23 protein-coding genes are annotated in these 24,785 nt (G+C 43.6%); 16 read left to right on the top strand and 7 right to left on the bottom strand.

Annotated features, from left to right (window positions below):
• Positions 1-35 precede the first annotated feature (35 nt).
• The 4 genes from AAGA51_RS18560 to AAGA51_RS18575 are packed head-to-tail and all read left to right on the top strand — an operon-like array spanning position 36 to position 3,393.
• Positions 36-1,307 (top strand): zinc-binding dehydrogenase, encoded by a 1,272-nt coding sequence (locus AAGA51_RS18560; protein WP_042483120.1) that lies wholly within the window; start codon positions 36-38, stop codon positions 1,305-1,307.
• A 58-nt stretch (positions 1,308-1,365) separates the two neighbouring features.
• Complete coding sequence (locus AAGA51_RS18565) at positions 1,366-1,884, top strand: MltR family transcriptional regulator (RefSeq protein WP_042483442.1); 519 nt, start codon at positions 1,366-1,368, stop codon at positions 1,882-1,884.
• 10 nt (positions 1,885-1,894) lie between these two features.
• Positions 1,895-2,629, top strand: coding sequence for a nucleoside/nucleotide kinase family protein (locus tag AAGA51_RS18570; RefSeq protein ID WP_042483117.1), 735 nt, complete (start codon positions 1,895-1,897; stop codon positions 2,627-2,629).
• A gap of 17 nt (positions 2,630-2,646) precedes the next feature.
• On the top strand, positions 2,647-3,393 hold the full coding sequence (locus AAGA51_RS18575; protein WP_042483116.1) for a phosphatase: 747 nt from the start codon (positions 2,647-2,649) through the stop codon (positions 3,391-3,393).
• Between the two features lie 166 nt (positions 3,394-3,559).
• On the opposite strand, the gene AAGA51_RS18580 is transcribed toward AAGA51_RS18575, so the two are convergent.
• Positions 3,560-4,456: a LysR family transcriptional regulator gene (locus tag AAGA51_RS18580; protein WP_042483114.1), complete on the bottom strand. Its 897-nt coding sequence runs from the start codon at positions 4,454-4,456 to the stop codon at positions 3,560-3,562.
• Positions 4,457-4,583: 127 nt separating this feature from the next.
• Here AAGA51_RS18580 and AAGA51_RS18585 point away from each other — a divergent pair, with 127 nt between their 5' ends.
• Positions 4,584-6,521 (top strand): TonB-dependent receptor domain-containing protein, encoded by a 1,938-nt coding sequence (locus AAGA51_RS18585; protein WP_042483111.1) that lies wholly within the window; start codon positions 4,584-4,586, stop codon positions 6,519-6,521.
• Between the two features lie 84 nt (positions 6,522-6,605).
• Here the strand turns inward: AAGA51_RS18585 and AAGA51_RS18590 are convergent, their stop codons facing one another.
• Entirely contained in the window at positions 6,606-8,168 is a 1,563-nt protein-coding gene (locus AAGA51_RS18590; RefSeq protein WP_042483110.1) for a methyl-accepting chemotaxis protein, read from the bottom strand.
• 205 nt (positions 8,169-8,373) lie between these two features.
• Positions 8,374-8,988, bottom strand: coding sequence for an OmpA family protein (locus AAGA51_RS18595; protein ID WP_042483106.1), 615 nt, complete (start codon positions 8,986-8,988; stop codon positions 8,374-8,376).
• A 153-nt stretch (positions 8,989-9,141) separates the two neighbouring features.
• On the opposite strand from AAGA51_RS18595, the gene AAGA51_RS18600 reads away from it, so the two are divergent.
• Both AAGA51_RS18600 and AAGA51_RS18605 read left to right on the top strand, forming a co-directional pair.
• Entirely contained in the window at positions 9,142-9,768 is a 627-nt protein-coding gene (locus AAGA51_RS18600) for a thiol:disulfide interchange protein DsbA/DsbL (protein ID WP_042483102.1), read from the top strand.
• An 11-nt stretch (positions 9,769-9,779) separates the two neighbouring features.
• Complete coding sequence (locus tag AAGA51_RS18605; RefSeq protein ID WP_042483099.1) at positions 9,780-10,253, top strand: FKBP-type peptidyl-prolyl cis-trans isomerase; 474 nt, start codon at positions 9,780-9,782, stop codon at positions 10,251-10,253.
• 99 nt (positions 10,254-10,352) lie between these two features.
• On the opposite strand, the gene AAGA51_RS18610 is transcribed toward AAGA51_RS18605, so the two are convergent.
• Complete coding sequence (locus tag AAGA51_RS18610; protein WP_042483095.1) at positions 10,353-10,955, bottom strand: beta-phosphoglucomutase family hydrolase; 603 nt, start codon at positions 10,953-10,955, stop codon at positions 10,353-10,355.
• 140 nt (positions 10,956-11,095) lie between these two features.
• Between AAGA51_RS18610 and AAGA51_RS18615 the strand changes: the two genes are divergently transcribed.
• Complete coding sequence (locus AAGA51_RS18615) at positions 11,096-12,859, top strand: methyl-accepting chemotaxis protein (RefSeq protein WP_042483092.1); 1,764 nt, start codon at positions 11,096-11,098, stop codon at positions 12,857-12,859.
• Positions 12,860-12,944: 85 nt separating this feature from the next.
• On the opposite strand, the gene AAGA51_RS18620 is transcribed toward AAGA51_RS18615, so the two are convergent.
• Positions 12,945-13,475 carry a GNAT family N-acetyltransferase gene (locus AAGA51_RS18620; protein WP_042483088.1) on the bottom strand — a complete coding sequence of 177 codons (531 nt, stop codon included), beginning with the start codon at positions 13,473-13,475 and terminating at the stop codon, positions 12,945-12,947.
• A gap of 164 nt (positions 13,476-13,639) precedes the next feature.
• Between AAGA51_RS18620 and AAGA51_RS18625 the strand changes: the two genes are divergently transcribed.
• The 4 genes from AAGA51_RS18625 (at position 13,640) to napH (ending at position 18,253) form a co-directional block, all read left to right on the top strand.
• Entirely contained in the window at positions 13,640-14,761 is a 1,122-nt protein-coding gene (locus AAGA51_RS18625) for an acyl-CoA desaturase (protein WP_042483084.1), read from the top strand.
• Between the two features lie 302 nt (positions 14,762-15,063).
• Positions 15,064-16,431, top strand: coding sequence for an anaerobic C4-dicarboxylate transporter DcuC (gene dcuC / locus AAGA51_RS18630; RefSeq protein WP_042483081.1), 1,368 nt, complete (start codon positions 15,064-15,066; stop codon positions 16,429-16,431).
• Between the two features lie 204 nt (positions 16,432-16,635).
• A complete protein-coding gene (gene napG, locus AAGA51_RS18635; RefSeq protein WP_042483438.1) occupies positions 16,636-17,397 on the top strand; it encodes a ferredoxin-type protein NapG in 762 nt (253 codons plus the stop codon).
• 10 nt (positions 17,398-17,407) lie between these two features.
• The gene (napH, locus tag AAGA51_RS18640; RefSeq protein WP_042483079.1) at positions 17,408-18,253 is read left to right on the top strand and encodes a quinol dehydrogenase ferredoxin subunit NapH; all 846 of its coding nucleotides are present in this window, start codon (positions 17,408-17,410) and stop codon (positions 18,251-18,253) included.
• Positions 18,254-18,342: 89 nt separating this feature from the next.
• On the opposite strand, the gene AAGA51_RS18645 is transcribed toward napH, so the two are convergent.
• On the bottom strand, positions 18,343-18,975 hold the full coding sequence (locus AAGA51_RS18645) for a response regulator (protein ID WP_042483076.1): 633 nt from the start codon (positions 18,973-18,975) through the stop codon (positions 18,343-18,345).
• Complete coding sequence (narQ, locus tag AAGA51_RS18650; RefSeq protein ID WP_042483073.1) at positions 18,962-20,695, bottom strand: nitrate/nitrite two-component system sensor histidine kinase NarQ; 1,734 nt, start codon at positions 20,693-20,695, stop codon at positions 18,962-18,964. Before narQ ends, AAGA51_RS18645 begins: the two co-directional genes overlap by 14 nt.
• 252 nt (positions 20,696-20,947) lie before the next feature.
• On the opposite strand from narQ, the gene napF reads away from it, so the two are divergent.
• The 4 genes from napF (at position 20,948) to AAGA51_RS18670 (ending at position 24,785) form a co-directional block, all read left to right on the top strand.
• Entirely contained in the window at positions 20,948-21,430 is a 483-nt protein-coding gene (napF, locus tag AAGA51_RS18655; protein ID WP_042483071.1) for a ferredoxin-type protein NapF, read from the top strand.
• Between the two features lie 15 nt (positions 21,431-21,445).
• On the top strand, positions 21,446-21,751 hold the full coding sequence (locus AAGA51_RS18660) for a chaperone NapD (RefSeq protein ID WP_042483070.1): 306 nt from the start codon (positions 21,446-21,448) through the stop codon (positions 21,749-21,751).
• A complete protein-coding gene (napA, locus tag AAGA51_RS18665; protein ID WP_042483067.1) occupies positions 21,748-24,237 on the top strand; it encodes a periplasmic nitrate reductase subunit alpha in 2,490 nt (829 codons plus the stop codon). The genes AAGA51_RS18660 and napA overlap by 4 nt, the downstream gene beginning before the upstream one ends.
• Positions 24,238-24,323: 86 nt before the next feature.
• On the top strand, positions 24,324-24,785 hold the full coding sequence (locus tag AAGA51_RS18670; protein ID WP_042483065.1) for a nitrate reductase cytochrome c-type subunit: 462 nt from the start codon (positions 24,324-24,326) through the stop codon (positions 24,783-24,785).

A 24,785-nucleotide genomic window follows, 5' to 3' on the forward strand; every position in this document is an offset into this window, starting at 1 on the left:
GGGGCCGATAAGGCCCCTATATCCTGGAGAATATCATGGTTCAAACGACTGCAGCTGTTATTTGTGGCGAGAAAAATGTTCGCTTAAGAACGTTTGATCTTCCAGAAATAACCGACGATGAGTTATTGGTTAAAAATATTTCCAATAGCATCTGTCTATCTACATATAAAGCCGCACTGCTTGGCAGCAACCACAAGCGAGTTCCCGAGAACATTAATGAAACCCCTGTTATGACAGGCCATGAATATGCGGGAGTGATTATCAGAGTAGGCGCTAATCTACGAGATAAGTATCAACCAGGACAACCATTCGTATTGCAACCAGCAATGGGGCTACCAACGGGTTACTCTGCTGGGTACAGTTACGAAACCTTTGGGGGTAATGCTACCTACTCTATCATCCCCAAGATTGCTATCGACCTAGGCTGTGTGCTTCCCTATAAGGGTAGTTACTTTGCGAATGCATCATTAGCAGAGCCGATGTCCTGTATCATTGGTGCATTCCACGCTAGCTACCACACTACACCTTATGTTTATAAGCACCAGATGGGTATCAAACCCGGTGGCTCGCTTGCGCTACTTGCCTGTGCGGGACCAATGGGAATTGGAGCCATTGATTACGCAATTAATGGTCCAGTAAAGCCTAGTCTTATTGTGGTAACAGACATTGATGAACAACGATTAGCAAGAGCAAAAAGCCTGATTCCTATCGATGCGGCCAAACAAAATGGGATAGAGCTTCATTACATCAACACTGCCAAACTAGAGAAACCCGTTGAGTTCCTTAAACAACTTAATCAGGGTAATGGTTATGATGATGTGATGGTTTATGCTGCAGTACCACAAGTACTAGAACAAGCGGATGAACTACTTGGGAATGACGGATGCTTAAACTTTTTTGCTGGTCCAACAGACAAACAATTCAAAGTGCCATTTAATTTTTACAACGTCCACTATGAGTCAACCCATATTGTAGGAACTTCAGGTGGTTCAACAGGCGATATGCTCGAATCCATTGAGCTTTCTGAACAGAATAAGATTAACCCTTCATTCATGATTACTCATGTTGGTGGGTTGGAGTCAGCACCACATACCATTCTCAACCAATTGGATATTCCGGGCGGCAAAAAGTTGATTTATCCACACATTAATATGCCACTAACGGCGATTACTGACTTCTGTTCACTTTCTGACGTTGACCCATTCTTCGTTAATCTTGACGCGATATTGGCTGCCAATAACTACGTTTGGAACGAACACGCGGAAAAAGAGTTACTTGAGTATTACGATGTCAGTCTTACAGTTTAGACACAACCAAGTGTGTGGTAGCCTTGAGCTGCCACATTCTAAAAAGGTTAATCAACATTTGTCACGAGAAGAAGAGTTGCTTGATACGATAGAGCAGTGTGAAAGTGCCACCTGCTTTCTTCGGCTATCAAACGAAATTATCAACTTAAAGCTGAAAGAGTTACTGCCTAAAGTTTTCGTTCAAGACGAGTTTGTCATGCAAAATGCCGTTGCACCGCTCATCGAAAAGGATGGTCCGCTGGTAACAACCAATGTTGTGTCTAAACTCGTTTTTGCGATGGGAAAGCTCTCTGTCGAAACTTATGCAGACATTGATCTATACGATCAGATGCTCGACTACGTACTCAAGCAACCAACCAAGCTGCGTTTTGATGACGATATGGTATACGACTTTATTACCAATCAGTCGACCTTATCGAAAGGTGAAGACAGTTTCTATCTGGATTCTATCAATCAGCTTAAGTTTTCTTCATTCGAGTCTTTTTCACAAATGCGCTATGAGTCTTTGATTAAAACCGTACTCAAATTGTCTTGTGAAATGCTGATTGAACGAATTGAGAAAGAGATTTTAGAGTAAGGCATTAGCCATGAAAGTTACATTGAATGTGAGTGGTTTTGACACTCATGCTGTATTTCCTGACAGTGATGTCTCATTGGTTCACAGACCATTAGTAGAGAAATTCACACGCTTATTTCAACAAAAACAAGAACGTATCGTAGTGTTCTTGTGCGCTCCTCCCGGTAGTGGTAAATCAACACTTGCTGCATTGTGGGAGTATCTATCTTATCAAAGCTCGCAACTGGAACCTATTCAAGTCCTGCCATTTGATGGGTTCCACTACCCAAATGATATTCTTGATAGTAACGCTATCGAACGCAACGGAGAGTTAGTCTCACTAAGGGAAATCAAAGGCTCATACGAAACCTTCAACTTAACGGAACTGATCGGCAAATTGAAGCAACTCAAAATAAAGGACCCTTTTTGGCCATACTATGACCGCAATCTACACGATCCCGTTGACGAAGCTATTCACGTCAAAAACAACGTTGTTATTGTAGAAGGAAACTGGCTGCTTCTAAATGAACCTGTTTGGAACGGTTTGCATGAGCTTGCCGATTTTACAATTTTTGTCGATACCGATCCTGCATTTCTGCAGCAAAGACTTGTCGACCGGAAAGTTCGTGGCGGTAGTCGATTAGCAGACGCACAAGCCTTCTATAAGAGCTCAGACTCTATTAATGTCAATAAAGTGCTCTCTTGTTCAGTGCCTGCCGACCTGACTTTGTACATGAACCAAGATGGTTCGTTTGAAATCAAATAACTCCATGAGGAGGCTCTATGAACATCGTTGTTGATAGCCACACACACACTATCGCTAGTGGCCATGCCTACAGCACGATTATCGAAAATGCCTTTGAGTCAAAAAACAAGGGGTTAAAACTTCTTTGTACCACGGATCATGCTCCTGAAATGCCAGGAGCCCCCCACTACTGGCATTTTAACAATCAAAGAATTTTACCCCGCTTTCTTCACCAAGTCGGAATTTTACGTGGTGTTGAAGCTAATACACTGAATATCGATGGTGAACTCGATTTACCACCGTCTTCTTACCAACATTTAGATTGGGTTATCGCGAGCTTACACGAACCTGTCTATAAACCCGCTTCAGTTCAGCAACATACTCAAACTCTGATCAACGTCATCAAGAGTGGTAAAGTCGATGCCCTTGGTCATCTTGGCAACCCCAACTACCCTTTTGAACTTGTTCCTGTACTAGAATGCGCCAAACAACATAACGTAGCCATTGAAGTAAACAATACTTCTTTAACCGGAAAAAGCCGTAAAGGAAGTGATGTGCGTTGTAGTGAAATCGTCAAATTAGGTGCAGAAATTGGTGTTTATTTTACAACAGGCTCTGACGCACATTTTTGCCATGAAATAGCACGTTTGAATTTAGCCTCCGCACTACTTGAGAAGTATTCCGTTGATGAATCTAAGGTAATTACTACCTCAACATCGAGATTTCTTAACTTCTTATTGTTACGTGGTAAGCCGAGAATTGAAGAGTTTAGCTCACTCTATTAAAGGCAAACTTGATGACTTGACTGCAAAATACCGACAGTTGAAGGTATTCAGTTTCACTGTGGCAAACGTGGTTGAGAAAGCAAACATAATCAGGTTCAGAAGATAGTCAAATCCCCGCTACAATGCGCCACGTAGCGGGGATTATTTTATGTTCAAAGCAATGCTGCTATTGAGCTATCCATTCCGATGGCACATTAGTTTCAATCAAATCCAATAGCGCCAGTAAGCGTCTTGGAACCAACCCTTTTTGAACATAATAATGAATATCCGTAGTTCCCGTTTTCCATTCAGACAAGCATTCGACAATCCGATTTGGGTGATGTTTTGAATAGCCAGCAGCGATAGGGTCAGGTAATAGCCCTATTCCATGGCCATTCGCAATAGAGTCAATCTGCAGCACCAAATTGTCGCTTTCGAATCGACTCTTCATCGGCTCCAAATAATAGGTTCGTTGATCAGATGTGGATATCGTTACGCCCGTTTTACGCACAGAACCGAAATCGATCCAAGGGTGTCCATTAAGATCTTGAGGATGTTGAATTTCTTCAACTTTTCTTAAGTAATCTGGAGAGGCATAAACACCATATCGCCATTGACCTAGAGTCTGTTTACGCCATTCCAGATCGGGATACTCACCCAGCCAAATGACCAAGTCTGGCTTAGTACTGTTGGAAGCAAATTCGCTTTTTAGTCGAACACGTACTTTGGGGTTATCACCAAGAAACATATTCAATATGTTGTTAAGCCAACCACGCATCAGGGCGGGATGACAAACAATGGTCAACTCACCTGACACCTTATTATTTAAACCTTGGATGGCGTCATAACTTTCATCTGCTATCTCTAACATCTGCTTACTGTAACGAGCAAAGACTTGCCCTGCCTTGGTCAGCGTTAAGCGATTTCCCTCACGCACCGTGAGTGCTTGCCCAATATCAGCCTCCAATTGTGCCAGACGTCTGCTGACTGTTGATTTCGGCTGATTCAGTGCCTTAGCGGCAGCCGTTAAACTTTTATGCTCTTGCAAGGCCTCAAACGCTCTCATTGATGTCAGATCATGCATTTATATACCTCGTAAAAGTTCCATATTCGAGACAAAGCGTTCCATAAATCTCTCTATCCCCCACCAATACAAATGTGAATAATTACCACTTACTAATGATAACTATTATCACAAAATAAGGATGAACATGTCTACACTTAAACGTCAGGCGCTTTTTGTTGGCGGAACTGCCATTATTACTGCCCCATTCGCCTTTGCAGCCGATGCTGGTATCAATACTACAGAGACCATGGTCGTGACTGCCGCAGGCTACGAACAGGTTCAAACCGATGCCCCAGCCAGTGTCACACTCATCACTCAGGAAGAGTTGTCGTCGAAATACTATCGAGACGTGACTGATGCACTTTCCAATGTGCCAGGCGTAGTGGTAACAGGCGGAGGAGACAGCAAGGACATCAGCATTCGCGGCTTAGGCTCGCAATACACGTTAATGCTGGTTGACGGACGACGCTTGTCTTCTCGTGAGACTCGTCCAAACAGTGACGGTCCAGGTATTGAAGCGGCTTGGCTACCACCATTAGAAGCGATTGAACGTATCGAAATTATTCGCGGGCCTATGTCTACTCTTTACGGCTCCGATGCAATGGGTGGTGTCATCAACATCATTACGAAGAAGTCCAATCTTGAGTGGAGCGGTAATGTTCAACTCAGTACGCTCCTGCAAGAGAACCGAGACTCAGGTGATGAGCAAAACACCAATTTCTTCGTTACAGGACCTCTGACCGACTCACTCTCATTACAAGTTTATGGTCAGAATATACAACGCGACGAAGACAACATCGAAAACGGCTATCAAAATAAAACATTGCGTTCGATAGGCTCCAAGCTCAATTACCAGATCAGTGAACAACAAGAAGTGTCATTCACTGTAGAAACAACCAAGCAACAACGCAGCGGAACTGAAGGATTAACGGTTGCGGATGGCGAAGACGATGAGCTGAACCAATATGATCGCACGTCATTCGCACTCAGCCATTTAGGACGCTGGAATGCACTGGGTCAGTCAGACAGCTACATTCAGTACGAGCGCAATAACAACAAATCTCGCCAAATGTCGCTGGAAAATACGGTTGCAAAATCAACCTTAGTGATGCCTTTTGAGATCAACACTGTCAGTGTCGGTATCCAAGGTGAACACTCAAAACTTAACGATGAAACCAGTAATACTGGCGGCACTATTACCGAGCTAAGCAACAGCCAAGGCGCAATATTTGTTGAAGATGAATGGCGAGCTTTGGACAACTTTACCATCACAGCTGGCGCCCGTGTTGATGTTAACGAAAACTACGGCTCTCACCTTAGCCCTCGTTTGTATGGTGTATGGAACATTGCTTCTGAGTGGACATTAAAAGGTGGTGTCTCAACTGGTTTTAAAGCGCCTCAGTTACGTCAAGCAAGTGACAATTGGGTTCAAGTTAGCCGCAGTGGCAACTTATACGGTAACTCTGACCTAAGTCCTGAAACAATGGTCAGCCAAGAACTGAACCTTATTTACAATGCTGATTCTGGTTTGCAGGCATCACTTGGTCTATTCAACAATGATTTCAAAGATAAGATCACCAGCATTGAATGTTCAGCATCAGTGTGTACTGGTGATACAAGCTTACTGGGCCGTCCGCCTCGTCTATATACCAACGTTGATGAAGCCATAACTCGTGGTGTTGAAGCTTCGTTAGATACGCCAATCGGTGAAAACTGGATATGGGCAGCTAGCTATACATATACCTACTCAAAACAGCTTACTGGTGATATGGCAGGTTCGCCTCTTACTCAGCTACCTAAGCACTTATTCTCAACTCAGTTAGACTGGCAAACAACCGAGCAGCTAAACAGCTGGGCAAAAGTGACTTACCGAGGCAAAGAGTCTGATCCTTCAAGCTTCAGAGATACAGACACAGCGCCTTCTTACACCTTTGTTGATGCTGGTATTACCTATCAGCTCACTGACAACACAAGATTAAAAGGTGCAATCTACAACTTGTTAGACGCTGATATTAGTTATGAAGAATATGGCTACGTTGAAGATGGACGCCGTTATTGGCTTGGTTTAGATGTAAACTTCTAAGCTTCTTAATTAACGGACATAAAAAATAATTAACGGAAATAAAAACGGAGACTCTAAGTCTCCGTTTTTATTTCTGAACGTTTGTTACTTCTCTTCGAAACGTGCCGCGAGAGTAATGAAATTATCCACTTGTTGTTTCATCTCTCGGCTATGCTCACTGACAATACTCGTAGCAGCAACGTTTTGAGTAGCAGCTGATGCGATAGAGTGAATATGGTGGTTCACCTCTTGAGTCAAACCGCGCTGCGCTTCAGCAGATTTCGCCATATCGCCCACTAACGTTTGCATGTCTGAAAGCATTCGTTCAACTTCATAGAGTCGATTACCCGTTTCCTCAGCAACTAAACCACACGCCTGAGTTTGTATTTGGCTTTCTTGAATCTCATGCTGCCAAGACTTAATGGTGTCTAGCATCGCAGATAAACTGTTTTGAATCTGGTGAGTCGCCTTTTGCGTTCTTCCAGACAAAGCACGAACTTCATCAGCAACAACCGAAAAACCTCTGCCCTGTTCCCCTGCTCTTGCAGCTTCAATAGCAGCGTTAAGTGCCAGTAAGTTCGTTTGAGCTGCAATACCATCGATTTCTTCCATCAACTGACTGACCGCATTGGCTTGCTCATTCAATTGATGTGTTGTGCCTGTTGCTCGTTCAGCTTGCTCTGCTAAAGCCATCAGATCAGAGTGCGTCTGTTGAATGGTTTGCTTCGTTTTCAAACATTGATTCTGCGCTTGATCTAACAAAGCATAAGCCTCATTGGTGCTGCTGGAAACCGCATCAGCGGCGGATTCTACCGAATCGGTTGCACTCATTACGCTCTGAATATCAATGTTTTGCTGTTCCAACGCTTGGTTAACTTCAACACAAGTTTGGTTAAGTTGTTCAGAAGTCGCATAAAGCGGCTTCGCCGAATCCACCATGCGCCCCAACACGGTACGAATACGTGCTGAATACATACGCAGATGATAATCCGCATAGGAAAACTCACTGTTGCCTGAATAAATAAGACGGCTGATACTGTCGTATTTATTCTTCAGCTTGTTAATCTGGCGAGGTGTTTCAATCAGTTCATTTCTAAATAGCAACGCTAACGCAGCAACAGGCAATAGACCAGAAATTAACTGAACAGCGCTGTTTGCAGACGCCAAATAAGCTAATGATGGTGCAGATAATGAGCCCGCTAAAATGGCATAACGAACAGAACCAGGCAAAGTTAATGAGAAACTCTTACCGCTTTTCTCTGCTTTACACAACGCTTTATAGGCTTTACTTGCGGTTTCAACGCGTTCACGTTTTGGTTGAACACGGACTGACTGATAACCGGCTAGCTTCCCATTTTCGTAGATAGGGGTGACGTAGGCATCAACCCAGTAATGACCGTTGGTTTTAGTACGGTTCTTAACGATTCCGCGCCATGGATGACCTTTTTTTAAGTGACTCCACATATCGGCGAATGCCGCTTTAGGCATGTCAGGGTGACGAACGATATTGTGGTTCTGCCCTAACAACTCACTTTCAGTAAATCCGGCTATGCGACAGAAGGTTTCGTTACAGTAGGTAATAACGCCTTTAAGATCTGTGGTAGAAACTAGTTGATCTGTCTTTCCGACTGGAACCTCCAGATCTGAGGCAACTTGATGAACTGACATACTTCTCGATATCTTATACGTTATATTTTGTGAGGGAATGTACACAAACGTTAATAATGTTTCAAAATTATTATCGCATTTTATTCGATAACTGAGAGTGCAATCAATTTCCTTTAAAACGATGAGGATATTAAACAAAAATCCCAGCCGAAGCTGGGATTTAGAGTAGATGAAGGAGTTATTGACTATATGAATAATTGAACAATTAATTATTTGAAACGATGAATAACAGTTCTACTCTGCGGTTACACGCTCGCCCTTCTGTTGTGCGGTTTGTACACGCAGGGATGTATTCACCATAGCCACGTGTATAGATAGCATCTTTAGCTACTCTGTTCTTGATCAGCGTTGTTTTCACTGTGTCTGCACGTTTCACAGATAACGAATCATTAAATGTTGGTTTACCAGTACTATCCGTGTGTCCATCGATCACGACATCGATACCTTGTTGTCTGGAAAGAAAGTCACTCATCATTGATAACCAATGGTATGACTCTTGTGAAACTTTAGAAGAACCTGTTTCAAATTGGACAGAGTCTTTTAGGCGAACCATAACATGGTTGCCAGGCAGCACTTCATAGTCCACGCCGTTGTGTAGCAGAAATTGTTGCAAAGCTTCGTAACTGCTGGTGCGAACTTGGCCCAATGGACCACGAACACCTGAAGTTGCGCTGCGTGATGGCGCTACCCACTCAGGATTACGGACATCCATTTCGCCTTTCGGTGCCGCATCTAATAAATTGTTGCTGAACATACGGTCAGTTTGTAGAGAACCACAACCAGCTAATATCAACATCAGTGGGAAAACTAAAAATTTCATCGAATACATCACCCTTCAATCTAACTACATACATTTATCGGCACCATTTATAAAACTTTATAGAAAATTGATAACAATTTGTTTATCCGTGGTTTGCGTCACATCATTAAGCCGTTAGAATCTAAGCTAGTGTTTTTTAAAGGCGAATCTAATATGAAAAAATTGCTCACTGGCTTTATAAGTCTGTTTTCCTTGGTATTTTTACTCTCTGGGTGTAGCGACAATTCAACACCAATCGAAGGAGAACAATACCAACTATTGCCAGCGAATCTTTCTACCTATCGCTTAGCACCTGTGACAGAAGTGTTCTCACTCACTTGCGGTCATTGCCGAAAAATGGAAACTATCATTCCTCAACTTGAACAGTTGACGAACGAACATTTTGGCAAGCTGCACGTAACCTTCAATGAAGGTGCAAAGATCGGCGCTATGATTTACTACACAGCAGTAATGCAGTTAGATGGCATCCCAGATACTGCAATGATGGATGAATTATTCGCTGCTGTTCAGATGGGTGAAGGTGCAACACTGACCGATCGCCAAGCTGCGATTGAAAAAGCGTTTACTGACCGAAACCTAACGACCCCTTATCACTTAACTCAAGAGCAGCAACAGTCAGTGATGGGCATGATGAAAATCGCAGACAAAGCGTCACGTGAAGGTCAAATCAATGCCGTTCCAACTTTTGTGGTGAAAGGAAAATACCAAGTCCTAACCAGCGGCCACAAAGATGTGGAAGGTATTGCAAAAACTATCAGCTACTTACTCACTCAACCATAAGATCAATAACCATGTATAAAATCGTTTTTCCTATTGTTATTTTTGTACTTGCAGCATTTTTCGTATACCGCACTTGGACAAACCATAAAGCCGGTGAAGAGCAACTTGCACTTGGTCAGGCATTCTTAACCGAGAATGCCGCTAAGCCAGATGTTCACACCACTGAAAGTGGTTTGCAGTATCTTGTTCTTGAAGAAGGAACAGGTACGGTTCATCCAAAAGCAAACAGCAAAGTAACGGTTCACTACGAAGGTAAACTGCTAGACGGCACTGTCTTCGACAGTTCTTACCAACGCAATGAACCAATTACATTTGGCTTAAACCAAGTGATTAAAGGCTGGCAAGAAGGTGTTCAGTTGATGGTTGAAGGGCAAAAAATGCGTCTTTTCATTCCTGCAAACCTTGGTTATGGCAAAAGTGGCACTGGCCCTATTCCGCCGTCAGCAACCCTGATCTTTGACGTAGAATTAATTGCGATTAACTGATCACCGGCACTTTGTTAAAAGCCAGCGCTTTGTAACGGCTTAAAAACCGGACAGTGACAAAAGAGCCGCCTCAAGGCGGCTCTTTTTATGGAAATGAAGTTATGCCTTATATGGAAAGAACTGCAATCCGTGTTCTGTCACCATAATGCAATCCATACCACCTGCATGCGCAGCTTGTTTGCCGAGATCGGTATCTTCAAACACCACGCACTCTTGAGGTTCTAATCCCAATAATTCACACGCCGTTAAAAACGTTTGTGGGTGAGGCTTATGATTTTCAACATCTGTCGCCGTGACTAACGCATCCAACTTATCAAGCATATTTACTCGGGTCAGTAGTTTAATGGCACTTACTCGTTGGCTCCCAGTACCGACCGCCAACTTCTTCTTACCTAAGTTCGCTTCAAGCAGGCTCGCAGTGTCTGTAATCAAATCGCCGCTTTCATCAATTTGACTAAACGCCTCCATCTTGTAATCAGAGACAGCTTTTGGGTCGAGTTCAATGCCATACGCTTTACTCACCTCAACAGCAATTTTTATACTCGGCATTCCGCCCATGCTTTGCAGCCATTTTGCATCAAATGGAAAGCCAAATTTCTCAGCGGTAACACGCCAAGCTTCGACGTGTGCAGGCATCGTATCGATAAGGGTTCCGTCCATATCAAAAATCAAACCTTTGTACTTTTCTACGTCTATAGTCATCCGACCAAGGCTCCTGTCATAAAACTTTAATAATTGTCATGCATATATTAGCCGACACTAACTTATAGGGGTCCGTTTTCCCCTGCACTCACGACGATAATAACAAAAATATCTATAAACTTTATTAACCAGGTAAACATATGAATATTAAACAAAAGCTGTATTCATTGGGTGTTATTGCTGTCTTGGGCATCATTACCCTTCTAATTAGTTCTAATTACTTCGCTAATACGACTCGTGAATTAACTCACGCCATCACTTTAGTCGACAAGCTTGAAATTCGATTACTTAATTTGCGCCGTAACGAAAAAGATTTTTTACTTCGCAGCAGTACAAATTACCTAGATACATTCAAAAAGAACAGTGAACATTTTTTAAGTTTAGAATCTGAACTATCGCTCATTCTGTCTTCCAATCAACTAGAGTCATCGACTGCTCTGCGAAATGATCTTCTTTCTTACAAAAAAGGATTTGAAGATCTAGTCGCCGCTTATGTTCAACTAGGTTTAGACAAAGAATCTGGTTTACTTCAAAAGTACTACGCACTCTTCAACCAAGCTTTTAGTAACGCTAACAAAGAAGGTCAACTAGAGCTAACTCTATTTGATAACAATGTTCGCTCAGGAACGATTAATCCGCAGGGAGAAATCGCATCAATGTCCGAGCTTATTGCGGCAGCAAAAACAGTTACGCTACAAGAGCAAAAAATCGGCCTGAAATACAATGAAGGTTTGTTGGGCAATACACGCAACCTTTCACACAATGTTGAAGAGCAATTTAAAACGTTTTCTGAAACATTGAGTAAAGAAGTGGATAACCGCCGTTCTGAAATCGCGATGATTGAAAACAGTATTACTGTATTCGTGATTATCGTTATCTTTGGACTTATCTTCCAGATTAGCCGCACAATCAACATTCGCGTTAACCGTATGTTGACTGTTATTCACAATATTTCTGATACTAACAATATCGGTTTGCGCTCAGACATCACGGGCAAAGACGAACTTGCATCGGTCAGCCACTACTTCAATAAACTGCTCGATAAATTCGAGACGTTGATTTCAGGCTCTCAGGCGAAATCGAACCAGTTATCTACCAGCACTGCAGCCATGCACAATGAGTTGGAAGAAGTACTGCGACACTTTAATGCACAAGCTGAACACACCGCTATGATGGCAACATCCGTACAGGAAATGGTTTCCGCTATCGGCGAGATCTCAGAAAGTACCAGCGTGGCAGTTGAAGGGGTTCAACAAGCCTCACACAACGCAGAGAACGGTCGCTTGGTGGTCGATTCGACCGTGAACAATATTGAACAACTCTCTAAAACGTTGGAATCTAGCCAGCACTCAATTACGTCTTTGAACAATCATGTTGAGAAAATTGGCGGCGCCGTGAACATCATTCAGGGAATCGCTGAACAGACGAACCTTCTTGCACTTAACGCGGCCATTGAAGCAGCACGGGCGGGCGAACAAGGCCGAGGTTTTGCAGTGGTAGCCGACGAAGTTCGTTCTCTGGCAACAAGAACTCACGAGTCGACCGAAGAAATCACTAAGGTCGTTGCAGCCATTCAGTCCCAAATGGGTCTAGTCGTGAAGGACATTGAACAGTGTAATTCTCAGAGCCAAGAAACCTTGATGGATTCCCATAAACTTGATGAAAGCCTGAGCCTGATTATTTCAGATATGAGTAACATTCAAGCAAACTCTGAACGCATCGCTTCTGCGATAGAAGAACAAGGCATTGTGATGAACCAAGTCAGTGAGTCGATCACTGAGCTTAACTCTATCTCAGAAGACAATATGCATTCAGCCCAGCAAGTGATGTCTGAAGTGGATATGGTCTCTCAACAAGCCAAAGAGATGGATAAAGCCGTATCTGAATTCACCACGAAACGCTAATAATCCGTAAAATTCGCTATAAGAACAGTAAAGCCCAGCAAGTGCTGGGCTTTTTGTTATAACTAGACTATCCAAATACTTCTATTTATTCGATGGACGCCAGCATCAGTTTTGGTGTTTTCCAAGCGTAAACGAATTCTGGTACTTCAGTTCCACAAGGTGCTTTCCATAACTTTTGTAATTGATGTTCACCACCGATGTGATCGTAAAAGTCGATAGCCTGTCTGTTTTGTTCCAATACTTCCAGATAAACGCCATTATCTGGGAAGTAGTGATCAATCCACTTTGCCATTTCGCGAATCAGCTTCTTGCCGAGTCCACGTCCCTGATATTCAGGGTCAATATGCAGTGATTCAATAATACTGCCACGTTCAAAATCGTGATTTCCAAACGCACAAATAAAACCAACTAACTGGTCTTTTTCTTCCAACAACAAAATATGCTGATTAAAAGGTGGGTTGGTAAGGCGAGTTTGCCAAATCACAAGTCTGTCCGGCAGTGCTTCATTATCGAGATAATCTTGCTTCAATAAACCTTGGTAATGTGTTTTCCAACTACGAACATGAAGAGCAGCGATTTTTTCATAATCACTATATTCCGCTATCCTAATTTCCATTTATTAGTCCTTATAACTTCCTGTAAGGATTTCTAGTACCCATTCATACTATTCATTTAGGATGAAAAAGCAAAACATACTGGTCACAATTTTGCTAAAGTTATTTGACTTACACGTGTTCGCTGATAATCTAGCGCACACTTGTAAGCCCAAAGGACTTTATCATGACAACTAAGCCGCCAGTTATATGGCTAAATGTCGCAATATTCTCACTCAGTTTTATTTTAGCTGCGGTTGTTACACCGTGGTTTGGTTGGCATTTTGGCTTCGGTGCTGAGCACTGGGTTTGGCTGATCGTCTGTTTTGCTTTCTGCAACCTGTCAATTACCATGGGCTATCACCGCCTATGGTCACACAAGACTTTTGAAGCCCATTGGCTAGTTCGTTTGTTGTGTGCTCTCGGAGGTGCATTTGCGTTGCAAAATAGCGCACTGCATTGGTCTTCCGATCACCGAGTACACCATAAGTTTGTCGACCAGAATGACAAAGATCCCTACTCAGCAAAGAAAGGCTTTTGGTATTCACACATCGGTTGGATGCTGCGTCACTACAACCAAGCGGTGTATGACGACTACAGTAACTGCCGTGATCTACAAAAAGATAAGATTGTGATGTGGCAACATCGTTATTACGTGCCTCTTGCTGTGCTTATGAACCTTGGTGTGCCTCTACTACTTGGCATTATCTATAACGATATTATCGGTATGCTGCTGATGGTTGGCGCTGTTCGTCTGGTACTTAACCACCACACCACTTTCTTTATTAATTCTCTGGCGCATATTTGGGGTTCACAGCCATACACCAATAAGAACACCGCAAGAGACAACGGCGTTTTGGCTTTCTTCACCTTTGGTGAAGGCTATCATAACTATCACCACATCTTTGAAAATGATTACCGAAACGGTATTTATTGGTGGCAGTACGATCCAACCAAATGGCTCATCAAAGCTTGCTCATGGGTAGGCTTGACCAAGAAACTAAGAAAAGCCCCAGCACTGAAAATTGAGAAGGCACGCGCACAAATGGCGCTTGTTTATGTGCAAAGCAGAATCCTGTCACTGCCAAACCACGTCGTATTAATGAATAGCTTTCAACATGAATTTGATGCTTTCATCAGCGAACTGCACAATTACTACGATATTAAAAGACAACTGCTTGAAAGTAAGAAAAGCCTAGCATTTAAGAAGTATGAGCGTTCTATGCTCAAGGTTCGCTACGAGCAAGTTAAACTCGATTTTGTTGAAAAAAGAAACCGCTGGAACCGAATAGTTTCACAATACGCTTAATTCTCCCTCTCTTTTAAAAAAGTGGCGCATTTGTGCCACTTTTCTTTTTTAACTCCTTAACATTAGAAATTCTCATACAAACGATAATATTATCTAATAAATTTATTTCTTAATATTATTCGGAGTTATTATTCACAAAAAGAACAATACCCTGTAAATGATAGTTTAATTTTTATTGCTTTAGATCATTCAAAGTGCAAGTTGAACTCGTGCCACAGAGAAGTTTCGAGTAAATTGCCGTAACACTTTGCAACATTTACTTTTAACTTTACTCGCATCATTCTCATAGATTGGAGACTACTATGCTTGAACTTCTCATCGGGTTAGTTGTTACGATTGCTGTTGGATACCTGATCGTAAAAGGCTACAAAGCAGCTGGCGTACTACTGACTGGTGGTCTTGTGCTACTCATTCTCACCGGTATTATCGGTCATACTGTATTACCTAAAAACGTTGCTTCAACGGGCAACTTGCTTACAGACTCATTAGAATACGTGAAATTCATGCTGCAAAACCGAGGCGGTGGCTTGGGTATGCAAATCATGCTGTTGTGTGGTTTTGCTTCTTACATGACTCATATCGGTGCAAATAATGTTGTGGTAAAACAGTTTTCTAAACCACTTTCTTTTATTAAATCACCTTACATTCTGCTTGTTTCTGCATATATCGTAGCTTGTTTAATGTCACTGGCTGTAAGCTCTGCAACAGGTCTAGGCGTGCTATTGATGGCTACCTTGTTCCCTATGATGACAGCGATGGGTATCTCACGCCCAGCAGCAGCAGCGGTATGTGCTTCACCAGCGGCAATCATTCTTTCTCCAACGTCTGGTGACGTTGTTATTGCGGCAGAAAAGTCAGGCTTGAGCCTAGATGTGTTCGCGGTACAAACCGTTCTTCCTGTGTCTATCTGTGCGATTATCGTTATGGCGATTACCGCTTACTTCTGGAACAAATATCTGGATAAGAAAGACAACACGCCAATGGAACGAGTTGATGTGTCTGAAATTGAAGTTAATGCACCAGGTTATTACTCAATTCTGCCATTCCTTCCAATCATTGGGGTGTTCCTGTTTAACGGTAAAACCATCGAAGGTTTATCTCTGGATATCTACACCATCGTTGTCGCTTCTATTTTTGTCGGTGCTTTGGTTCATTACGTATCTCGCAAGTTCAACGGCAGAGAAGCTTTAGAAGATCTAGAAGTTTGCTACGACGGTATGGCTGATGCGTTTAAAGGCGTGGTAATGCTATTAGTGGCAGCAGGCGTATTTGCACAAGGCTTGATGTCTATCGGCGCTATCGACAACCTACTTCACCTTGCAGAAACTGCGGGCGCAGGTGGCGTTGCACTAATGCTTATTCTGACCATCTTGACGGTTGCCGCAGCAATCGCAACAGGTTCAGGTAACGCACCTTTCTACGCATTCGTGGAACTTGCACCGTCATTGGCTGGAAAATTGGGTCTAAACCCAGCGTTCCTAATTATTCCAATGCTACAAGCATCAAACCTAGGCCGTACTATTTCGCCTGTATCAGGTGTTATCGTTGCAACTTCAGGTATGGCGCACTTAAGCCCGTTTGAAGTAGTTAAACGCACCTTCCTACCAGTGATGACAGGTTTGATTACCGTAATTATTGGTACTACGGTTCTTGTTCCTATGATGGCGTAACATCAGCCGAACTTAACCATGAAAAGACCAGCGATTCGCTGGTCTTTTTGTTTTCAATCTCTGCACATTTTTTCATTTATATTAGCTTTCACTTGACCTGAATCAACGGAGTGTTCGTACACTACTTTGGAGGTAGCGACTATTCTTATGCACACAGATAATGTGGTTATAATTTTAGTAGTGCGTTTTATACAGGGTTGGCGTATGAAAACTTCTCGTCCAAAAATTTCCGAAAGCCGCCGTCGCTTCTTAAGAGATGCTTCTAGAACTGCAGTCGGTGTCGGTGCAGCCGCATCGCTCCTCGGATTGCAATCTTTGCAAAGTCAGGCAAGAGAAACTTCTGGTGTCCCGATTCGCCCACCAGGTGCATTACCAGGTAACGATTTCGAGAAAGCCTGCGTGCGTTGCGGCTTATGCGTTCAAGCATGCCCATACGATACGTTGAAGTTAGCTTCGCTTCTTTCACCTGTTGCTGCGGGTACGCCGTACTTTACTGCCAGACAAATACCTTGCGAGATGTGCGAAGACATTCCTTGCGTGAAAGCCTGCCCCAGCGGTGCACTTGATCCTGCACTGACCGATATAGATGATGCAAGGATGGGAACTGCAGTACTGATCGACCAAAAGAACTGCCTTAATTTTCAAGGCCTACGTTGCGATGTTTGTTACCGCATCTGCCCTGCTATCGATAAAGCCATCACCCTTGAAACCATCCGAAATGAAAGAACAGGTTTTCACGCCAAATTTATTCCCACCGTTCATGCCGACTACTGCACAGGTTGCGGTAAGTGCGAAGAAGCCTGTGTGTTAGATGTGGCGGCAATAAAAGTGGTCCCAACTGAACTGGCTCAAGGCCAACTCGGTAAGCACTATCGCCTAGGATGGGAAGAGCATTCTGAAGTGCGTATCGACACCGAAGAACACGGTGGCGTTCCAATTAAACCATTTAACGGCAACCAGCTTTAGGAGGTGGATAATGGCTAAACATTTGGCTAAAGACGCCGGTAAAGCGGCAATACAAAACTTGGGTTGGTGGAAAGCGCATCGCTTTTTGATCCTTCGCCGAATTTCTCAGTTTTCCATTATTGCGCTGTTTATGGCAGGCCCAACGTGGGGAGTGTTTAGAGGAAACCTTTCGTCTAGCACTCTGTTTGATGTTGTTCCTTTTACAGATCCACTCTTGCTGTTACAAACCATCACCGCAGGGCATCTTCCTGAGTTCACGGCAATTTTAGGTGCCCTGATTGTTGTCGCACTGTACGCCGTGATCGCAACAAGAGCGTTTTGTGCTTGGGTTTGCCCGCTGAATATCGTGACTGACTTAGCCGCGTGGCTACGCAGAAAACTGAACCTAAAAGCGAGCTATTCATGGCCAAAGAGTCTGCGCTATTGGTTGATTCCGGTACTGCTGATTGGCAGCGCCATTTCCGGAAGTGCGTTATGGGTGTGGATTGACCCTGTTTCTGCCCTGCACCGCGGCCTGATATTTGGTATGGGAGCTGGCTGGATGCTGATTGTACTTGTCTTCTTACTCGATCTGTTGCTGGTCGAACATGGCTGGTGTGGTCACTTATGCCCGTTAGGAGCGACCTATGGCATTATCGGCAAACAGAGCATTATGCGTGTCACCGCCACTGACAGAAACGCCTGCACTAAGTGTATGGATTGTTTCAACGTCTGCCCAGAACCGCAAGTTCTTAGAGAGCCGTTAAAAGATGGCGACATCAGAGTGATGGATCAGGATTGTATTAGCTGCGGACGTTGCATCGATGTGTGTTCTGAAAAGGTATTTGAGTTTAAAACTCGCTATTCGAAACAATAACGACTGCCAAAATTGCAATCTGTTGCTAAACAAAAAAGAGAAAAAAAGAGGCAATTAGCCTCTTTTTTGCATCTGATAAGCCTCGATTTTTATCTCAGATCGCCGTAGCGTTCCAGATAAAGCACTGTTGCTGCAGTGCGCGAAGGCACTCGTAATTTCTTCAGCAAACTCTTCATGTGCACTTTTACTGTCGCTTCAGAAATAAACAGGTGATCGGCTATTTGCTTATTACGATACCCTTTTGCCACTTCCGCCAGAATTTGAGATTCACGATCAGTCAAAGAGTCAAATACGTCAGAGTGGCTCTCACGCTCACGAAGATATTTCGCGACGACGCTGCTGTAAGCTTTCTCACCAGAAGAAGCTTGTCTTAGCAGTTCAATCAGTTCGTCAGGCTCAGTATCTTTTAGCAGATAACCATCTGCTCCAGCTTTCACTAGTGCTTCAATGTCTGCGGCACTGTCCGATACGGTCAGTATAACGATAGTTGAGCTACATCCGTCGGTGCGCAGTGCCTGAAGTGTATCAAGCCCAGACATGCCCTTCATGTTCAGGTCGAGCAGGATCAAGTCCGGTTCATCTTCATGAGCCAACGCGACGGCTTCAGTACCGTTACTTGCTTCAGCGATCACATCAAAATCGTCTTCTAAGCTCAATAACTGATTAATGCCTCTACGCATTAGCGGGTGGTCATCCACCAACATTACTCTAATCTTCGTCAACGTTAATGTCCTTAGACTGTTTAAATTTCAAAGTTATTCTGCAACCGGAGTTCAGAGAAGAATTCACTGTCAGCTCTCCGTTCAGGCGGGCTGCTCGCTCTTGCATTATGCTTAAACCATAGTGGTTAAGTTTTGCATCGTGTTCTTCAAACCCGACACCATTATCTTCGACCACGACAACAACATCGCCGTCAACTTGGTTACACTCCACGACTATTTTCGTAGCGGCTGCGTGCTTAATGGCGTTAATCACCGCTTCTCGGATCAACTGCATTAAATGCACCTGCTGATGCGCATTCAACTCCAGCGAGGATAGATTATTGGTTAACTCAATTGACGCACTGGTGTGCTCTTTCAACTGATTGATCATTTCCAATAACGCTCGCCCGAAATTACCTTCTTTAATGGTTAACCGGAATGTGGTCAGCAGCTCACGCAACTGAGTATAGGCTCCGGATAAACCCTCATCGATATCTTTAATAATGTCTGTTGTCTTCTCACTTTGCGGCGTTTGGTCTAGCTTGTTCATGACACGCTTAAGTAACGAGACCTGAATTTTTAAATAAGAAAGCGACTGAGCAAGAGAGTCATGTAGTTCACGCGCGATGGTCGCACGCTCTTCCATCAGGAGCAACTGCTCTGCCTGTTTCTGAGCTTTGTTAAAATAAACAGCGCGTGAAAGCATCTGTACAAAACTATCAATCAGAGCTTTATCCGGGCATGGTAACCCCGCCCGCCAGTACAGTCTTCCTAACGTCTGTCCATCCACCATCAATGGTTGCTCGTGGCAGTTGTTATTGCAATTGCTGTCACAATAACCTTCATTTAAAACAATGCCTTTGCCCGCCTCTTCATCTATTTCGAGGCGAACAGCATCAATCCCTTCAACACTAACGATTTGTTTAAGTAACGTCTGAAAATTCTCTTGGCTAATTCGAGAAGCCGTTAACTGTTGAGACGACTCATAAAGTACCTGCAATGACTGGTTTGCATGTTGGAGCTTATGGGTCTTCTCATTCACCGCATTTTCAAGCCCGTGATACAGCTTGCCTAACTCATTCGCCATGTCATTAAATGTGCGGGTCAATATCGCCATTTCATTACGGCTGGTTGTTTTCAACTGCACATCAAAAGATCGGTTCTGTACCTGTTCACTCGCCACAACTAAATTACGCAGCGGGCCTACAACTTCTCTTCGAGTATAAATAACAACCAACGCAGAAACCAAAAATACACCGCCAAGGCCTAAGCCCCCAACCCATGCCAGTTTGATTAATTTACTTTCAGAAAACTGCTGCAGTTTAAACACAAACACATCAATTTGGCTGACGAACCCCGCCACAAGGTTCAAATATTCAGCACGTTGGTCACTTTTCAAGATTGTTTTCAGTTCTTGCCAGCGGATGATGATGTCGTTGTAATCGGACTGAATATCTTCAGGCACTGTCCAATGTTTTAACGCCTGCATAGACGGAGAAAACAGTGACTGTTCGAAACTTTCAATATGACTGACATAATCGATGGAGGAACTCTGAATATCGTGCGCTAAACGATAGCTTTGCATACGCATCGAACCTGAAACATTGACCGCTTCTGCGTCATTCAATGATGATGCTAGTGTTATAATCGCGAAGCTAATTGTTGCAAACGACATCATCACAATGCTAAACATTGCCTTGGCAATTGTGCCAATCAGCGACCTTTCTACTCTTCTAACCAAACTGGTGCATTTCCTTCATTTTGACGTCTATCGTCTTTCTTAAATTTTGAATCACAGTCAAACACTATCAATATGTGATCACTCTCGCTGGAAATAATTGATCTAAAACAACGCTTACCCCCAATTACCCCCTAATGGGTATTTAAGAAAATAGCCTGAAAACTACAATTTTCATATGGATAAGTGAAAATTGTGGCTTAACAACTTTGAGCTACAATTTACCTATCGCTTACAAAATATAAGGTGATTGTAGTGGTCGATTTAGCCAGACGTCGATTGTTCTCGCGTAAAACTGTTGAAGACTCAGCAATAATAATGCCTTGGGTTAAATCAGCGGCTTCTTTTACCGACGATTGTACACGTTGCGGCAAATGCGTTTCTGCTTGTGAAACCAATATCATCATTAATGGTGACGGTGGTTTTCCAACCGTAGATTTCAGCCGAGGCGAATGCACATTTTGTTATCAATGTGCCAAGGTTTGCCCGGAGCCTATTTTCCTTCCACAGTCCAATTCACCTTGGCAGATTAAAGCGGATATCAAACAGAATTGTTTGGCGTATCAAAACGTTGAATGTCGTAGCTGTGGTGAAACATGTGACACCATGGCGATTCAGTTTAAGTTGCAACTCAACAAAGTTGCACAACCAGTTATCAATGTTGATGACTGCAGTGGTTGCGGAGCATGTGTTTCTGTATGCCCAACAGCAGCTATCCATGTAAGCAACACAATATAAAAATGAGAGTAATGTATGTCACTGAATGAAGTGCACATTTCAAGTTTGGTGATTCATGTGCTTCCACAGCATCTTGAATCAATAAAGGCTCAAATCGAAGAATTCGAGAATGCAGAAGTCTACGGTGACAGCCCTGAAGGTAAAATTGTGGTTGTTCTCGAAACCGAGAATCAAGGTTTTATTACCGACACAATTGATGCCATCAACAATTTACCTAACGTGCTAAGCACTGTTTTGGTTTATCACCAAATCGAAACAGATTTAGAGCAGTTGGACGAAGACACTGGAATTCAACAATCCCAAACAGAGGATGAAGTATGAAAATGACAAGACGAGCGTTTGTGAAAGCAAACGCAGCAGCATCAGCTGCAGCTATCGCTGGAGTAACATTACCAGCTTCTGCTGCGAACCTGATTGCTAGCACAGATCAAACCAAAATTACCTGGGACAAAGCGCCTTGTCGTTTCTGTGGTACTGGCTGCTCGGTTTTAGTGGGTACACAAAATGGTCGTATTGTGGCAACTCAGGGTGACCCTGAAGCGCCAGTAAACAAAGGCCTAAACTGTATCAAAGGCTACTTCCTATCTAAAATCATGTACGGTAAAGACCGTCTTACTCAACCTCTGCTTCGTATGCGCAATGGTGAATACGCTAAAGATGGCGATTTCACACCTATTTCTTGGGACCAAGCCTTCGACATTATGGCTGAGAAGTGGAAAGCATCTCTTGCTAAGAAAGGCCCAACAAGCATCGGTATGTTTGGTTCTGGCCAATGGACAGTAATGGAAGGTTATGCGGCAGCTAAATTAATGAAGGCTGGTTTCCGTTCAAACAACATCGACCCGAACGCTCGTCACTGTATGGCATCTGCGGTAGTGGGTTTCATGCGTACTTTCGGTATTGATGAACCTATGGGTTGTTATGACGACTTAGAAAATGCGGACTCTTTTGTACTTTGGGGTTCGAACATGGCCGAAATGCACCCTATTCTTTGGAGCCGTCTAACTGACCGTCGCTTGAGCGAACAGCATGTAAAAGTAAACGTGCTGTCTACATACTATCACCGTTCATTTGAGCTTGCTGACCACGGTTACATTTTCCATCCACAATCTGACCTAGCAATTGCCAACTTCATCGCGAACTACATCATTCAGAATGATGCAGTAAACTGGGACTTCGTGAACAAGCACACCCACTTCAAACAAGCTGTGACTGATATCGGTTATGGTCTGCGTGATGAGCACCCGCTACAGAAAAAAGCAAAAAATGCTAACAATGGCTCAATGAGCAACATCTCTTTTGAAGAGTACAAAAAATCAGTTGCACCTTACACCGCAGAGAAAGCGGCTGAAATGTCGGGTGTGAGCGAAGAGAAACTGATTACACTAGCGAAACAATATGCGGATCCAAATACCAAAGTAATGTCACTTTGGACCATGGGTATGAACCAGCATACACGTGGCGTATGGATGCAAAGCCTTGTGTATAACCTACACTTGCTGACGGGTAAAATTGCGACTCCGGGTAACAGCCCATTCTCGCTAACAGGCCAGCCTTCGGCTTGTGGTACTGCTCGTGAAGTAGGTACCTTTGCTCACCGTCTGCCAGCAGACATGGTGGTTGCAAACCCTAAACACCGTGAAATCGCAGAAAAAGTGTGGAAACTACCAGAAGGTACTATCCCACCAAAACCAGGTTTCCACGCGGTTCTTCAAGACCGTATGCTGAACGATGGCGTACTGAACTGTTACTGGGTTCAATGTAACAACAACATGCAAGCCGGTCCTAACATCAATGAAGAACGTCTGCCAGGTTACCGTAACCCAGAAAACTTCATTGTAGTTTCAGACCCATACCCAACAGTAACAGCACAAGCAGCAGACCTGATTCTGCCAACGGCAATGTGGGTTGAAAAAGAAGGCGCTTACGGTAACGCAGAGCGTCGTACGCAAGCTTGGTACCAACAAGTCGGTACTATCGGTGAATCAAAATCTGACTTATGGCAGCTAATGGAATTCTCTAAACGCTTCAAGATGGAAGAAGTGTGGCCAGAAGAATTACTAGCAAAAATGCCTGAATACCGTGGCAAAACCATGTTTGATGTGCTGTACAAAAACGGTCAGATCGACAAGTACCCAGTGAGCGAAGCTCGAGAACTAAACGATGACGCGCACCACTTCGGTTTCTACGTGCAAAAAGGCATTTTCGAAGAGTACGCAATTTTCGGTCGCGGCCACGGCCACGATTTAGCACCTTACGATATGTACCACCAAACTCGTGGTCTACGCTGGCCAGTAGTTGATGGCAAAGAAACACTATGGCGCTACAAAGAAGGCTCAGATCCATATGCGAAGAAAGGCACAGGCTGGGATTTCTACGGTAAACCAGACGGCAAAGCATGGATCATCTCTGCTCCATACGAAGCGCCACCTGAAATGCCAGATGCAGAATACGATTTATGGCTATGTACAGGCCGTGTTCTTGAACACTGGCACACCGGTACTATGACTCGCCGTGTACCTGAACTTTACAAGGCCTTCCCGGATGCTGTGTGTTTCATGCATCACGAAGATGCTGTCGCACGAGGTCTACGCCGTGGTGATGAAGTGGTCATTGCTAACAAACGCGGCGAAGTTAGAGCGCGTGTAGAGACTCGTGGTCGTAACAAGCCGCCAAAAGGCTTGGTATTCGTACCATTCTTTGATGCTCGCATTCTGATCAACAAGTTGATCCTAGATGCTACCGACCCACTTTCAAAACAAACGGACTTCAAGAAATGTCCGGTTAAAATCACAAAAGTGGCTTAAGTAAAGCAAGCGTATAAAGGCTGCCCTTCGGCAAAATCTTCGGGCAGCCACATTAAAGAATTTAGCCATTAGGCGGAGAATGTAATATGAAAAAATTACTGGTTGCACTGTTATCTGTAGGTGCTGTTTTGTCCGGCGTAGCCTTTGCGCAAGCTGAGTTGGATCTTCCAGGTGGAACAGGTGGTTTGGAATCTTTGCGAGGTTCTAGCCTTCTTGAAGAAACGCGAAACGCTGATGAAATGAAGAAAATTCCTCGTGAACAATCTTTAGAAGCGGATTACGTTTATCAGCCGCCACTAATTCCACACTCAATTCGTAACTACGAAGTCAATAAAGATGCGAACAAGTGTTTATCTTGCCACAGCTGGAAAAACGCCAAAGATATGGGCGCAACGAAAATTAGTGTAACGCACTTCCTAAACCGTGAAGATGCAGTACTTGCTGATGTATCACCTCGTCGTTATTTCTGTTTGCAATGTCACGTTCCTCAAGCGGACGCTCAACCTTTGGTTGAAAATGACTTTAAGCGTGTTGAATCACTTCGCTAA

Source organism: Vibrio diazotrophicus, assembly GCF_038452265.1.
Lineage (GTDB): Bacteria > Pseudomonadota > Gammaproteobacteria > Enterobacterales > Vibrionaceae > Vibrio > Vibrio diazotrophicus.

Bases quoted from the DNA above. Each gene is read 5' to 3' on its own strand.
- napA (WP_042483067.1), top strand. From the start codon at position 21,748: ATGAAAATGACAAGACGAGCGTTTGTGAAAGCAAACGCAGCAGCATCA.
- AAGA51_RS18590 (WP_042483110.1), bottom strand. From the start codon at position 8,168: ATGTCAGTTCATCAAGTTGCCTCAGATCTGGAGGTTCCAGTCGGAAAG.
- napG (WP_042483438.1), top strand. From the start codon at position 16,636: ATGAAAACTTCTCGTCCAAAAATTTCCGAAAGCCGCCGTCGCTTCTTA.
- AAGA51_RS18670 (WP_042483065.1), top strand. From the start codon at position 24,324: ATGAAAAAATTACTGGTTGCACTGTTATCTGTAGGTGCTGTTTTGTCC.
- AAGA51_RS18575 (WP_042483116.1), top strand. From the start codon at position 2,647: ATGAACATCGTTGTTGATAGCCACACACACACTATCGCTAGTGGCCAT.
- AAGA51_RS18620 (WP_042483088.1), bottom strand. From the start codon at position 13,475: ATGGAAATTAGGATAGCGGAATATAGTGATTATGAAAAAATCGCTGCT.
- AAGA51_RS18580 (WP_042483114.1), bottom strand. From the start codon at position 4,456: ATGCATGATCTGACATCAATGAGAGCGTTTGAGGCCTTGCAAGAGCAT.
- AAGA51_RS18585 (WP_042483111.1), top strand. From the start codon at position 4,584: ATGTCTACACTTAAACGTCAGGCGCTTTTTGTTGGCGGAACTGCCATT.
- AAGA51_RS18605 (WP_042483099.1), top strand. From the start codon at position 9,780: ATGTATAAAATCGTTTTTCCTATTGTTATTTTTGTACTTGCAGCATTT.
- AAGA51_RS18660 (WP_042483070.1), top strand. From the start codon at position 21,446: ATGTCACTGAATGAAGTGCACATTTCAAGTTTGGTGATTCATGTGCTT.
- dcuC (WP_042483081.1), top strand. From the start codon at position 15,064: ATGCTTGAACTTCTCATCGGGTTAGTTGTTACGATTGCTGTTGGATAC.
- AAGA51_RS18610 (WP_042483095.1), bottom strand. From the start codon at position 10,955: ATGACTATAGACGTAGAAAAGTACAAAGGTTTGATTTTTGATATGGAC.
- AAGA51_RS18570 (WP_042483117.1), top strand. From the start codon at position 1,895: ATGAAAGTTACATTGAATGTGAGTGGTTTTGACACTCATGCTGTATTT.
- AAGA51_RS18595 (WP_042483106.1), bottom strand. From the start codon at position 8,988: ATGAAATTTTTAGTTTTCCCACTGATGTTGATATTAGCTGGTTGTGGT.
- AAGA51_RS18615 (WP_042483092.1), top strand. From the start codon at position 11,096: ATGAATATTAAACAAAAGCTGTATTCATTGGGTGTTATTGCTGTCTTG.
- AAGA51_RS18560 (WP_042483120.1), top strand. From the start codon at position 36: ATGGTTCAAACGACTGCAGCTGTTATTTGTGGCGAGAAAAATGTTCGC.
- napH (WP_042483079.1), top strand. From the start codon at position 17,408: ATGGCTAAACATTTGGCTAAAGACGCCGGTAAAGCGGCAATACAAAAC.
- AAGA51_RS18625 (WP_042483084.1), top strand. From the start codon at position 13,640: ATGACAACTAAGCCGCCAGTTATATGGCTAAATGTCGCAATATTCTCA.
- AAGA51_RS18600 (WP_042483102.1), top strand. From the start codon at position 9,142: ATGAAAAAATTGCTCACTGGCTTTATAAGTCTGTTTTCCTTGGTATTT.